Here is an 11,590-nt window from a genome sequence, read left to right as displayed (position 1 = left end):
TCCCACATGCCGCGCCCGCGTGCCGTCACACGGAAGTACCCCGGTCAGAATATGAAGCTAATCTGACTTATCTGACCTTGGATTTTCCTTTAGGCGATCAAGTGGTCGAACTCGTTCCGCTTGGCGCCGTCGAGGAACGCCCGGATCTCACCGCGCGTGGCGATGAGGGTGGCACCCTCCGGGTCGCGGGAGTTGCGGATGGCCACGTCGCCGGTCGGCAGTCCGGCGAGTTCGACGCACTCGCCGCCGTCTCCGTAGCTGGCCTGGGCCTTGATCCAGGCGACATCCTCGATCAGCGCGGCCGACATTCCATTGGTGAAGTCCTGCATGTGACCTCCCGCATTCGACGTACTTGACCGGCAGCCTTCGGGTGTGATCGGGGATTGTCTCGGACATCCCTCGGGCGGCCTGGGGTGCTGCAATTGCAGCACCCCATGAGCCATGAATGCTAGCCATTTATTTTCGAACACCGCACCGGCCGAACGGGGGATTTGAATGGCGATTATCTTTTTAAATTCGCCCGCATGCTGCGAACTTTCCGGAAGGACGGCACGTGTTCGGACCGGGCTGGCCAGGCCAGCGCCGGCACCGGGGCCCACGGGTGCGCGCCCGCCCGACATAGCGGAGACCGTTCGGTACGGCCTGCGGTGACGAACCGCCCTTCTGCCTCCCGGTCGACCACAGCGGTCCACAGCAGGCGCCGACTGTTCTGCACGGGCCTCTCGCCCTCGCCGGCGTGGTGATGCAGTGCTTCACGGTGCTCGGCGTCGCCACCCGCTTGCCGGCCCTGACCCCTTGCTACCAGTGGCGCTCTTCCGGAGGGCTGCTGTCACGGGACTCGCGCCGGCGCCGGATCCCTGGGGCGGCCGTCTTCGCCTGTCGCGAACCGCGGCACTGCGCAGTACGGGGCCAGTGCGGACGCCCGGGGCGGGCGGCGCTCCTCCTTCCCCTGGATTGCTCGCCCCCGGGCCTCTCCCGCTGGGTGAACGGCAGAGGACCGCCGCGCCGGCCACCGGTTCCGCCTACCGCTGCTGCCCGAGGCGGCCGTACGTTCCCGGCAGCTACTGCCGCCGGGCTCAGGGACGCCACGGGGCCCGCTATGCGGTCGTCACCAGGAACACGTGCCGCTGATCGACGTGGTGCCGACGTAGCGCCCAGTGCCTGCCCCGAGTCGAAGCCGCCGACCTCGGTTCCCGGCACATCGCCGCGAAGATCCATCTCACCGACGCTGCGAAGGCCAAGCTGCCCCCGCAGTTGTTCAACACCGTCTCGCTGGCCTACGCCGCAGACTTCACCGGGCTGACCCTGGGCCCGCTGGAGCGCACCGACCCGACCTCGCCGCTGATCGCCGAGCAGGACGCCTCCTTCCGGCCGCGAGGCCACCGCCGACTACGCTCTGAGCATCTTCAACTCCCTCGCCGACGGGATGCTCCCCGACGGCGAACTGTTCACCGCCGGGCCCGAGAAGCTCAAGGCGCACGTGCTGGAGCGCGTCGCCGCCTGGCACCCGGCCCTGGTCGAGACCGTCCGGCCGTGGGACACCGCCACCGTGCAGGCCCTCAAGTGCCGCAGCTGTGTGCCCGTCGACGCCTGGGAGCCGTCGAACGTCACGGTCACGGGCGACGCGGTCCACGCCATGAGCCCCGCCCTGGGCATCGGCGCCAACACCGCACTGGTAGCGGACCTTGCGGTGGCGCTGCTGGTGTAGATGACCAACGTGGCGCGAACCTCTCCCGCTCCGGGCAAAACCGCTCCTACCGGAGCGTCACCCGTGGGACCATGCGGACCGTGACCGCCGCCTCGTTGGTGAACTCCGCGAACCGGCGAATAAGCCTCAACCGGGGCTTGATCGCCTGCTCCCAGTCCAGGAAGCGGGCCTTCTGCTGCAGCACCCAGCCGTCCAGCATCGACTCGAAGACCGCTGGCTCAGGGTCCAGATGCACGGCGCCACCAGCCAGCACCAGCTGGGCGGCACCCGGAAAATCAACCGCTCGACTCATGTTGCATCCAACGCAACATCGTTGCATCTGATTACGCACCCAAGGTGGAGCCCGCCCGAGGGGATCAGCCCGACGCTGATCCCCTCGGAAAACCACAGGTCAGAGCCCTTCGCGAGATGCGGCTTATGTTGCATCCACTGCAATACCGCTCATTAGTTGAGATAGATCCCCGCGAAGGCGCCGTCGTAGCCGGTCGAGGTCATGGCGACCTCGAAGTTGTCCCACACCTTCTCCGGATGGGAGAAGTACTGGTCGAAGTAGTCGACCGTCAGGTCCCGCTCCAGCCACTCATGCGAGCAGCGGCAGCGGACGAACACCTGCTCGCGAACGTTCAGGAGCATCCAGTCGCGGCGGGCCTTGCAGTGCTCGCAGGTGATCACGGTTCCGCGCGGGTTCAGCTCGTCGGCGTGCGGCACTGCCCGGATGACGGGCTTTCCGGGCTCGGGCTCCGGAACAACCATCGGGAAGTCGGGGATGTGGAGGTCAGCATCGGCGAGCGGCGGGAGGAACGTCGGCTCGTGGTCGTCACGACGTCTCGGCAGATCCGACAAGTACAGCCCTTTCATCAGAAGTGGCCGGTATAACAACCAAATGCCCGATTTTATTCCCGAAACCGGATTCCGTTATCCAGGTGTGACCATCCGGGATGTCGGACGGTTCATCATCGTCGCTGTTCCGGCGCCTGCTTGACGGACGTCGGGCCGGGACCGGGCTCGGCTTGGCCCGGCGGGCCACCGGCGACCCGCCGAAGGGAACGAGCCTGCGCAGCAGCGCTTCGGATCGCGCCCCCAGGTTCGGCAGTGCTTCGGAGTAGCGCAGTGAGGGCCGGCCCGTGGATGAGCCAGGTGTGCACGTCGTGCCACGCTTCGGCGTTGCGTTCTTCGAGCGCCTCCTTGTAGCCGTCGACCGTGGCGGTCCGGGCCAGGATGCCCTTCCATCGGTGGAGGATCTCGGCGGCGCTCACGAAGGCGGTCTGCAGCTCGCCCAGCTGCCAGCTGGCCCGGTCGGCGGCCGGCCCTGGCGGAAGAGCGGCCTGGGCGGCCCAGCCGTCCTGCAGGAGAGCGTCGGCGTGCGGCAGAGCATGTTCGAGAACGTGTTCGATATGGCGGAGGGCGTCGGCGTCACGCCGCACGACGCCGTCTCCGTAGAGCTGGTCGTCCAGTGGCCAGCCCTGCTCGTCGCTCAGGCCGTCGGAGATCGCATCCCAGTGGTCGACCGCCTGTTGGGCTCCCCGTAGGGCGTCCTCCAACACGGCGAGGCGGTCGTCGGCGAGGAGCTGGTCGTGGCGGGGCAGCAGGACGCGTTCGATCTCGGCTGCGGCGGCTGCCGGATCCCCCAGCCCAGGGAGTTCGAGCTTCTCGCCGCCTGCGTGGTTCGCGTAGGAGCTGGCGCCGGCCGGGGCGATCGACCGGATCGTGAAGGCGTGCGCGGTGGAGTGCGGGTTCTCGGTGACGAGTAGGCCGATCGGCCGGTTTGGGCTGGTGAGGACGGCGGCGACCCGGAAGTCGGCGAACTCGATCGTGGGGCCGATGGCGAGCAGGGCGATGATGTCGGCCGTGTCCGGGTCGAGGTCTTGGTGGTGCTCGACCGCCCAGGTGCCGGGCAAGTGTGTGGCGAGGGCGGTGGCGTAGGAGTGGAGGTCCACGGGTCCTGGTCCTGGGTTCTCTCGGTCCGGCCCGTCGGCGCGCGGGGTGTTGTCGGGCCGGGGTGGGCGGTTTATGGTCTCGGCGGGCCCGGTGTGAGCAGCGCACCGGGCCCGCCGGCGGCCGGGGTCAGCCGCTGGCCGGCCCGGGGTCGACGGCGATGTCGACCAGACCCTCGGCGTGGGCGAGGTGCTCGTGCACCTGGGCGGCGTCGGTACCGGTGACCACCAGGTGTCCCAGGCGGGCGGTGCCGGGATCGCCCTGCGGGGGCAGCAGGGTCTGCTGGCCGGGCCGCAGTTCCCACACGAGGCGTTCCAGCCAGTCGGGGGTGCCGAGTTCGGGGCGCGGGTGCGCGGTGCGGACGGTTCCGGAGGTGGCCGGATGGAGCAGGCGGATGCCGGCGGCGGCTGCCCGGGTGGGGGTGAGGTCGGGTTCACGACCCAGGGCGATGTCGACCGCGGCGGCGGCGAGGTCGATGCCGGTGGCAAGGCGGACCAGGTGGCCCACCAAGTCTCCGCCCAGGCGGGCGTTGACCTCGATCAGCTTGGGGCCGGTGGTGGTCAGGCGCATCTCGACGTGGGAGATGCCGCAGTTGACGCCGAGGGCATCCAGCGCCGCCTCGGCGATCGGCGCGACTTCGGCAAGGAGCGGGTCGCTGGCGGCGACGACGTGGCGGACCGCCTGGAAGTGCGGTCCGGTACCGAGTTCGGTACGGGTGACGGCGACGGCGGTGGTGATGCCGTGGGAGGTCACGCACTCCACCGCGATCTCGGGGCCGTCCAGGTACTCCTCGACGAGGATGCCGCTGCCCTCCTGGCGCTGGCCCTTCGCGCGGGCGCTGGCGTAAGTGAACGCGGCCGGCAGCTCGTCGAGGTGGTCGACCTTGACGACGCCGATGCCGCCGGTGTGGGAGGCCGGCTTGAGGACCACGGGCAGGCCGATGCGGCGGGCCGCAGTGGTGGCGGTCACCAGGGAGGTGACCCGGATCGACTGGGCGGACGGCACGCCTTCGGACGCCCAGACCGCCCGGGAGGCGGCCTTGTTGCGGCAGGCTGTCGCGGTCGCCGAGGACTGGCCGGGCACCGCGAGGTCGGTGGCGATGTGCGCGGCGGCAACGAGGGCGTGCTCGTCCCAGGTCACCACGCCCTTGATCTCGTGGCGCTCGGCGAGGCGGGCGACCGCCCACCGCAGCTCTTCGAGGTCGCCGAGGTCGGCGACCTCGTGGTCGCGCAGATGGGGCTGCTGCCAGGTCGGCTCGGCGTCGCTCACCAGGACCAGCGGGCTGTGCCTGGAGGCGGAGGCCAGGCAGTACGAGCTGAACGTCTGGTCGCCGGTGCCGAGGACCAGGAGCACCCCGTCGTCGCGGGCGTCGTCCGGAAGGGCGGCGGTCGTCGTCATGTGGTGCTGTTCTCCAAGTGGTGGAAGGGAGTTGGGGTTGGCTGGTCAGCCGGCCTGGGCCAGGAGTTCCTCGCCCGTCTTCGCGGCGGGTTCGGCGCCCGGGTGCTCGTAGGAGTGCCGGTGGCCGTGGAGGCCGACCAGGCAGAGGGCCGTGGCGACCGTGGTCGCCACGGCGGTGGCGAACAGCAATGCCCTCACGTTGGCCGCCGGAACGGCGAAGACCAGCAGGCCGGCCAGCGGCAGCGGGATCAGGACGAGCAGGACACAGGTGGCCAGCGTCGCGGAGAAGCGTCGGGCGGGGATCAGCCGGGCGCGGGCGGTGCGCAGGGCGACGGTGGCCGCGCCTTCGGCGGCCATCACGGTGGCCACCGCAGAGGTGTAGGTGGTCAGGGTCGGGGCGATGGCGGCGGCGCCGGCGGCGGTGCAGGCGACGACGCAGGAGGTCAGGATCACGCGGAACAGGCCGAAGCGGTCGATGGCGGGCTTCGCGGCCAGGGCGGCCAGCAGGGAGGTGCCGGCCGCGACGCTCCACACCAGGCCGGTGGCGGCGGTGCTGCGGTGCAGGTCCTGGGCGACGGTGATCGGGGTGGAGACCTGCAGGACACCGAGGACGAAGTTCGCCGCGGCGAGCGTGCCGATCAGCCAGGCGAGCGCGGGGGTGCGCACAAGGGTGTCGACTCCGCCCGCGAGCGCGTCGCGGGCTCGTTCGCGGTGGACCCTGGTGACCAGGCGCGGGCGGGCACGCTGGGTGTGCATGACCAGGGCCATGGTGATGGTGACGGTAGACAGGACCGCGACGGTGGTCAGCAGGAGGGCCGGCCCGGCGAAAAGGAGGACGCCGCCGAGCAGCGGACCGAGCAGTGCGGCGCTGCGGTCGATGGCGGTGTACCTGGACTGCACCCGGTGGATCTGGGTGCCGGCGCGTCGGCTCGCCTCGGCGCCGAGGGATTCGACCGCCAGGAAGCTGCCTTCGGCCAGCATGCCGGCAACGACGCCGAAGGCGAGCACGGCCACCACGCCCAGCCCGAGGCTCATCCCCACCAGGGTGAGCAGGGCGGCGACACCGCGCGCCAGGCTGGTCGCCAGGACGGCGGTCTGCGGGCTGTGGCGTTCGACCATCGCCCCGCCGAGCACGACGGTCGACAACCTGGGCATCCACTCCAGCAGGAAGGCCAGCCCGGTCCACATCACCGAGTGGGTGAGGGTGAGGACCAGCAGCGGTACGGCGTAGGTGATCACCGATCCCGCCACGGCGTCGGCGCCGCGCAGCACGTAGCAGCGCAGCAGCCAGTCCCGGTCGCTCTGCCGGGGACGGCGCGGGACACGGTGGGACGGCTCCATGACCGCGGGCTGCGTGATCGAGAGTGGCAAGAGGGCTCTCCGGCTTGGGCGTTGTGCGGGTCGGTGTAGCTGCTGCCCGCCCGTGCGGATCGGGCGGTAGCGGTGGAGACGGTCAGCGGCGGTGGACACCGGGCGGGGCTGCGGCGGCGGGGGCCGGTCCGGCTGGGGCTGCGCGCTGTTCGCCGACGGGCCCGGCGGACGGTGTGCTCGTGAGGGCGGCCTCGTGCCGCACCGCGGCGGTCGGGGCTCCGAGGACGACCGGTTTCCCGGCGGCGGGCAGACGGCCGGGAGAGCGAGTCGTGCGGGTGACGCCGTACCCCTCGGCGCGCAGTGCGTCCACAGCACGGGCCACGGCGGCCCGGCGCTGCGCCGACTCGGCGAGGGTGGCGGGCAGCCGGTACGAAGTGTGCTCCGTTGAAAAGTTCTTGACGAAGCCGGCCTGCCGGAGCAGCGCCTCCGCTCGCAGCAGCGTGGCCTCCGCCCTGCGCCAGCCCGGGTCGATGCGGTCCAGGAACCCGTACACCCCGGCCAGCAGTCCCACCACGCTGCCGCCGTTCGCGGCGTGCGGGCCGTGCGGTTCGCTGTCGTAGGCGACTTCGAACAGGTCCGGGTTGTCTGGGTGGTCACGGGTGACGAGCCAGCTGCGGGGCGGTCCGGGCCGGTAGTCGCCGCAGTCCTCCGGCGGGGAGATCGTGAGGTGGCTGCCGTCCGCCAGCAGGACGGCGATCACGTAGTCGCTCGCGCCGTAGTCGACGACGCACTCCAGGCCGTAGCTCTCCAGGGGGTCGATGATGCCGCGGTAGCACCGCGAGGGGTCGCCGGTCTCGTACGTCCGGGGTGTGAGCGGCCCCTTGACGTGGGCGTTCACCTCGTCGCCGGTCTCGGTGATCAGGACGGTGACCTGGTCGGTGTGCACGGCGGGTCCTCCTGCTGCGGTCGGGCACTGGCACGCCCGCCGACGAAGCATCGATCGCATCCGTCGGCGGGCGGATCACCAGAGTCCCGGCCAGCGGGCTCGCTGTAGCGAGCCGAACTTGTGCTATGCCCCGCCGCCACATCCGCTGTGGCCGCTTGCCGCCGCACGGCAAGCCCTCATTCCCACCTCCGCGTGAAGGGGGCCAGCACCGAAGTGCTGGCCCCCTTCACGCATTTCCGGTGCCGGGCGAATCCCGCTCGGCACCATCACAGAAGGAGAACTCGATGGACACCAGTCAGAACCTCCTGGCAGGGTTCGGCGCGGTCATGGTGGTGCTCGGCGTTGGCCATGTGCTGGCCGACCATGTGCTGGGCCAAACCGACCGGCAGGCGGCACGGAAGGCAGCCCCGAGCGACGAGGAGGTCGCCGCCGGCGTGAGTCCTCGCCGTGGCTGGGGGGCCTGCCTCTCGCACTGCCTGAGCTACCACCTGGTCCTCGTCGGCCTGTACGGTGCGATCAGGATCGCCGTGCCGCTCCCTGCGACCGCGCTCGGTTCGACAACGGCGCTGGCCTGGTCGTTCGCCACTCACGCGATCTTGGACCGCCGGTGGCCCGTACGCTGGATCCTCCGCCGGCTCGGTTCACCGCAGTTCGCGGACCTTCGCTCGGCTGGCCTCAATGGCCTGTACTTGGCCGATCAGGCCCTCCACCGGACGGCGTTGATCATCTCGGCAGTGCTGCTTGTACGGCTCTGAGCACTCGACCGCGGTTCCGTCTTGGCGCCGCCGACCAGGAACTGCGCTCGCCGACCGTGCCTTCGGTTGCCTGGAACAGCGAATGGAGGGTGTCGGCCCCTTCCTTGTCCCCTTTCACCTTCGGCAAGCATTGGTGCCGACCTGCCGGTCGGCGGATCTCAGGAGGTAGACCATGACGATCGAAAACGACAGCGTGGGCGAAGCCGACAGCTACGAGCTGCTGGCGGGCGGAGTCTGGGTGGACGGCGAGGTGGTCCCGGCCGTGATCCGGGTCCAACGGCCTGCCCCGCTCCCGCCCCAGCCTCCACTCCCCAATTTGGGCCGCTGCGCTGGGACGCGGGACTGCAGCGGCGGCGAGTGCTACTGCGCCGAGCCATTGCTCTCCGCCTTCATGTTCCCCGACGGAGACGGCCCGGACACCCTCAACTTCCCGGACGGGGACAGCCCGGACAGCTACGACGACTGGAGCAGCTTGGAAGAGGACTGGTAACGAGCCGCCGAGACTCCGGCCTCGACCGGCCAGCGGCGGGGTCCTCTCGTGCGGGTGCACGAGAGGACCCCGGAAGGTCAGCTCCGGCTGGGCCGGCCCCGGCGCTGCGGCACGGGCGCGGAGGCAGCAGGCCCTGCGGACTTGGGACGGGCGCCGGCCTTTCCGGGCTCAGCCGAGGGCGCGGCCGACAGCTTCGCGATCCGGCGAACGCGCCAGACCATGACGGCGGTGACGGACTCCGCAGTATCCAACTCGCGGCGGTCCCGGGCTTGCTCGAGGAGCGCGGCCGGGTCGTGGCCGGCCGCCTCCGCTTCGGCGAGGGTGGCCGCGAGCGCGTCCCAGTCGGTTCCGCCGTGCCTGGCGACCTGGGCCTCGGGCAGCTTGGCGCGGATGACCGCGTCCTGGCGTTCGCGGACAGGCGACGGCAGGGAACGGCCTTGTGCGGCCATGGCGGCCATCGGGCGGGCGGCCACCGTGGCGTACGCCGCCCGGAGCTGCTCGGCCGCGGCACTCGCAGCGGCAGCCTGCTGGGCATGCGAGCGAGCGGAGTGCCACCGGGCGGAGGCAATGGCCAGCAGGATCAGGGCCGACAGCAGCATGGCGACCGTGCCGCCGTCCTCACCGCGGTTCCCGGCATAGCCGCTGCTGAGCAGCTGGCGAGCCGCCGTGCGGACGGCCCGGTTGTCTGCCCGCTCGGCACGGACGTGGGAGCGGGATGCCCGCTCGAAGGACCGTGCTGCCGCTAGGAGTTGGGCCCTGGTGTCGGCCGGGGCGCGCACGGCAAGGACGTCGATGATCTCGATGGCGCCGACCAGCTGCGCCGCCGCGTCTTCGTCGGGCCCTTCCTCGATCCTGCGGGTGGCGTCGCCGACCGCGGCGGCGGCCTCTCGGCGGGCCCGGGCGGCCTTGGAGCCCGGCGCTCGCGCCGTACCGGCCCCCGGGTCGCCCACCTGGGCCTCGATCGCGACGTCGGCCCGGACACCGCCGCCCAGCCGCTTGCGGATGCGCGGAAGGGAGAGGTCCGGCGCCAACTTCGAACCGCTGAAAAAGATCGGCTCGCCTTGGGCGTTGCGGTCGTCCGGGTGGGCAACGGAGTACCCGAGCACGTCGCCGGACGGGCCGACCTTGCGCCGCACCAGCAGGCCGGCCGCTTCGAGGCGGCCGAGGAACTCGGCTACGTCGGCAGCGCCGGCGACGGCCTGGCGGACCCGGTCCCCGAGCTGCAGGCGCATGGGTTCCGGGCGGCCGAGGCGCTCCGCCTTGTGTCCTTCCGCGCTGGTGGGCCGCTTGGCTGCCGTCTTGTCTCCCGGGTTGAGCTGGCGCAGGCCGAGCTCCTTCTCGATCTCTCGGCATTCGTCCTGCGCACGCTGGGCGTCGTTGTGGAGGCGGGCACCGCGCAGGTCGCCGCGCACGATGGTGGCCATGATGTGGATGTGGCGGGGGTCGTGGCGTACCGCGATCCAGCGGCAGCCGTCCGGGTCGCCGGGTTCGGCGATGCCGGCAGCGGCGACGACGCGGCGGGCAACTTCGCCCCACTCCTCGTCGGAGAGCAGCCGCTCGTCCGGGTCCAGGCTCACCGGGCAGTGCCAGACGTGGTTCTTCAGGCGCCGTCGGCCGCGCTGGTTGACCCGCAGGTCAAGGACCTGCTCCAGTTGCTTGAGGGTGGCGTTCGGGTCGCGGCCCGGGTCCGGCGCGAAGCCATCCCAACTCGCCACCAGGTGGGGGTCGAAGTGCTCGTCGCGCCGGCCGGGGCCGTAGAGGTAGGCCAACAACCCGTAGGTCTTGTTGCCGCGGCTGACGTCAGGGACCAAGCGGGCCACCGTTGACCAGTTTCGCGGCGGTGTCGTCAACGACCACCACGGCCTTGCGGACGGCACCGAGGGTGAGCGCCAGCTCTGCTGGCTGAACGTAGCCGGCGGCATGGAACCCAAACGTCAACTGGTTCAGGTTGTTGCCGACGCGGGCGAGCTGCGCTCGGCTGATGACGAGTTCGTCGACCGCGCGATCGAGGCGGTCTTGCGGATCGGCGGCGGCGCTGTGACCGCGGGCGGCGCTGATGGCACTGGTCGCGATGAAGCGACCAACGGTCACAGCGCGGCTGGCGGCAGCGGCGGCGATCTCGGCTTCTTCGTCTTCATTGAGACGCACAGTCAGCTTGCGAGTGCGACTCTGGGGATTACGGTGGCGGCGGCGCGGTCGACGTACAAGGGGTGCGTCGCTGGTCGGTTCGGCGGCGGACGGCTCGGCGGCAGCGCTCGGCGTCTCGATCTTCTTCTCCTCATTCTCCTGCCGGCACCCCCTGGTGCCGGTGGCCGAGGACGAGTCGAGCGCCCCCGCTCGACTCGTCCTCGGTCCTCCCTCGCCCCCACCGGGGCGAGGGCAAGTGCCAAAGTCGGGCGTAAGCCCGGCTTTGGCGATAGCTTGCTGCGCCGTAGGGGCCAAGCCGCCAGCCACATAACTGCGGTCATGGGCAAGGCACTTGGCCTACTCAGGCGACCGCGCCCTCCAGTTCGAGCTTTGCGTCGAGGAGCACGCCGAGCCCGTAGTCCATGGCCTCGACCGGGCTTTCCAGGACGATCTTCGGGCCGCCGACGGTCCGGCGGACCAGCCAGCTGCCGTCGCTGGCGGCCTTAGCGGAGCGGACGAGCCGCTGCTCCAGGAGGAGCTGCATCAGGGCGTCCGGGGTGGCGGTCTTCGACTTGGTGCTGGTCATGAGCGCTTCCTTGGAAAGGAGTTGGGCGTGGGAGTGGGCCGCTGGGCGGCGAGATGCGGAGAGTGTGCGGTGTCGGTCGCGGGTTTCGGTGGAGGTTTCGCGTCGTCGATCATCAGCAGCAGCTTCCCCATGCGCTCGTTGCTGATCGAGTAGCCCTGTTCCCGGAGGCCGTCCGCGACGACGTCCCGGTTCACGCGGCCGGCTTTCGCGGCGGCCTGCCTGGCGACCGGCACAAGTGCCTCCAGCGGAAATCGCTTTCGTCCGGTGGGCGGCACCGGACCGGACGGACCCGCCGAGGGCACCGGACCGGACGGACCCGCCGAGGAGACCGGAG

At 70.9% G+C, this 11,590-nt stretch carries 13 protein-coding genes and 1 pseudogene; 3 read left to right on the top strand and 11 right to left on the bottom strand.

What is annotated here, in order from left to right:
- Nucleotides 1-89: 89 nt before the first annotated feature.
- Nucleotides 90-329, bottom strand: coding sequence for a DUF397 domain-containing protein (locus tag ACIPLC_RS15620; protein ID WP_400473504.1), 240 nt, complete (start codon nt 327-329; stop codon nt 90-92).
- Nucleotides 330-1,426: 1,097 nt separating this feature from the next.
- On the opposite strand from ACIPLC_RS15620, the gene ACIPLC_RS15615 reads away from it, so the two are divergent.
- Complete coding sequence (locus ACIPLC_RS15615; protein WP_400473503.1) at nt 1,427-1,708, top strand: FAD-dependent monooxygenase; 282 nt, start codon at nt 1,427-1,429, stop codon at nt 1,706-1,708.
- Between the two features lie 46 nt (nt 1,709-1,754).
- Here the strand turns inward: ACIPLC_RS15615 and ACIPLC_RS15610 are convergent, their stop codons facing one another.
- The 6 genes from ACIPLC_RS15610 to ACIPLC_RS15585 form a co-directional block, all read right to left on the bottom strand.
- Nucleotides 1,755-2,000: a hypothetical protein gene (locus ACIPLC_RS15610; RefSeq protein WP_400473502.1), complete on the bottom strand. Its 246-nt coding sequence runs from the start codon at nt 1,998-2,000 to the stop codon at nt 1,755-1,757.
- Nucleotides 2,001-2,152: 152 nt separating this feature from the next.
- On the bottom strand, nt 2,153-2,551 hold the full coding sequence (locus ACIPLC_RS15605) for a hypothetical protein (protein ID WP_400473501.1): 399 nt from the start codon (nt 2,549-2,551) through the stop codon (nt 2,153-2,155).
- A 110-nt stretch (nt 2,552-2,661) separates the two neighbouring features.
- Entirely contained in the window at nt 2,662-3,645 is a 984-nt protein-coding gene (locus tag ACIPLC_RS15600) for a hypothetical protein (protein WP_400473500.1), read from the bottom strand.
- A gap of 127 nt (nt 3,646-3,772) precedes the next feature.
- Nucleotides 3,773-5,041 (bottom strand): acetyl-CoA carboxylase biotin carboxylase subunit family protein, encoded by a 1,269-nt coding sequence (locus tag ACIPLC_RS15595; RefSeq protein WP_400473499.1) that lies wholly within the window; start codon nt 5,039-5,041, stop codon nt 3,773-3,775.
- A 45-nt stretch (nt 5,042-5,086) separates the two neighbouring features.
- Entirely contained in the window at nt 5,087-6,382 is a 1,296-nt protein-coding gene (locus ACIPLC_RS15590; protein WP_400473498.1) for an MFS transporter, read from the bottom strand.
- 112 nt (nt 6,383-6,494) lie between these two features.
- Nucleotides 6,495-7,298, bottom strand: coding sequence for a hypothetical protein (locus tag ACIPLC_RS15585; RefSeq protein WP_400473497.1), 804 nt, complete (start codon nt 7,296-7,298; stop codon nt 6,495-6,497).
- Nucleotides 7,299-7,582: 284 nt separating this feature from the next.
- Here ACIPLC_RS15585 and ACIPLC_RS15580 point away from each other — a divergent pair, with 284 nt between their 5' ends.
- Both ACIPLC_RS15580 and ACIPLC_RS15575 read left to right on the top strand, forming a co-directional pair.
- Nucleotides 7,583-8,053 carry a hypothetical protein gene (locus ACIPLC_RS15580; protein ID WP_400473496.1) on the top strand — a complete coding sequence of 157 codons (471 nt, stop codon included), beginning with the start codon at nt 7,583-7,585 and terminating at the stop codon, nt 8,051-8,053.
- Nucleotides 8,054-8,225: 172 nt separating this feature from the next.
- Nucleotides 8,226-8,543 (top strand): hypothetical protein, encoded by a 318-nt coding sequence (locus ACIPLC_RS15575; RefSeq protein ID WP_400473495.1) that lies wholly within the window; start codon nt 8,226-8,228, stop codon nt 8,541-8,543.
- A gap of 77 nt (nt 8,544-8,620) precedes the next feature.
- On the opposite strand, the gene ACIPLC_RS15570 is transcribed toward ACIPLC_RS15575, so the two are convergent.
- The 4 genes and pseudogenes from ACIPLC_RS15570 to ACIPLC_RS15555 all read right to left on the bottom strand — a co-directional run.
- A complete protein-coding gene (locus ACIPLC_RS15570) occupies nt 8,621-10,363 on the bottom strand; it encodes a relaxase/mobilization nuclease domain-containing protein (RefSeq protein WP_400473494.1) in 1,743 nt (580 codons plus the stop codon).
- A complete protein-coding gene (locus tag ACIPLC_RS15565; RefSeq protein ID WP_400473493.1) occupies nt 10,344-10,997 on the bottom strand; it encodes a plasmid mobilization protein in 654 nt (217 codons plus the stop codon). The genes ACIPLC_RS15570 and ACIPLC_RS15565 overlap by 20 nt, the downstream gene beginning before the upstream one ends.
- Nucleotides 10,998-11,031: 34 nt before the next feature.
- On the bottom strand, nt 11,032-11,256 hold the full coding sequence (locus ACIPLC_RS15560; protein WP_400473492.1) for a hypothetical protein: 225 nt from the start codon (nt 11,254-11,256) through the stop codon (nt 11,032-11,034).
- A pseudogene (locus tag ACIPLC_RS15555) lies at nt 11,253-11,590 on the bottom strand (hypothetical protein); the annotation flags it as partial. The gene ACIPLC_RS15560 and the pseudogene ACIPLC_RS15555, both read right to left, overlap by 4 nt.

This window comes from Kitasatospora sp. NPDC086801 (assembly GCF_044745805.1).
Classification (GTDB): domain Bacteria; phylum Actinomycetota; class Actinomycetes; order Streptomycetales; family Streptomycetaceae; genus Kitasatospora.
This window is presented reverse-complemented; position numbering and strand designations above follow the sequence as displayed.

What these genes read in the sequence shown, in the direction of transcription:
- ACIPLC_RS15620 (WP_400473504.1), bottom strand. Translation starts at nt 329, where the DNA reads ATGCAGGACTTCACCAATGGAATGTCGGCCGCGCTGATCGAGGATGTC.
- ACIPLC_RS15615 (WP_400473503.1), top strand. Translation starts at nt 1,427, where the DNA reads ATGCTCCCCGACGGCGAACTGTTCACCGCCGGGCCCGAGAAGCTCAAG.
- ACIPLC_RS15610 (WP_400473502.1), bottom strand. Translation starts at nt 2,000, where the DNA reads ATGAGTCGAGCGGTTGATTTTCCGGGTGCCGCCCAGCTGGTGCTGGCT.
- ACIPLC_RS15595 (WP_400473499.1), bottom strand. Translation starts at nt 5,041, where the DNA reads ATGACGACGACCGCCGCCCTTCCGGACGACGCCCGCGACGACGGGGTG.
- ACIPLC_RS15590 (WP_400473498.1), bottom strand. Translation starts at nt 6,382, where the DNA reads ATGGAGCCGTCCCACCGTGTCCCGCGCCGTCCCCGGCAGAGCGACCGG.
- ACIPLC_RS15580 (WP_400473496.1), top strand. Translation starts at nt 7,583, where the DNA reads ATGGACACCAGTCAGAACCTCCTGGCAGGGTTCGGCGCGGTCATGGTG.
- ACIPLC_RS15575 (WP_400473495.1), top strand. Translation starts at nt 8,226, where the DNA reads ATGACGATCGAAAACGACAGCGTGGGCGAAGCCGACAGCTACGAGCTG.
- ACIPLC_RS15560 (WP_400473492.1), bottom strand. Translation starts at nt 11,256, where the DNA reads ATGACCAGCACCAAGTCGAAGACCGCCACCCCGGACGCCCTGATGCAG.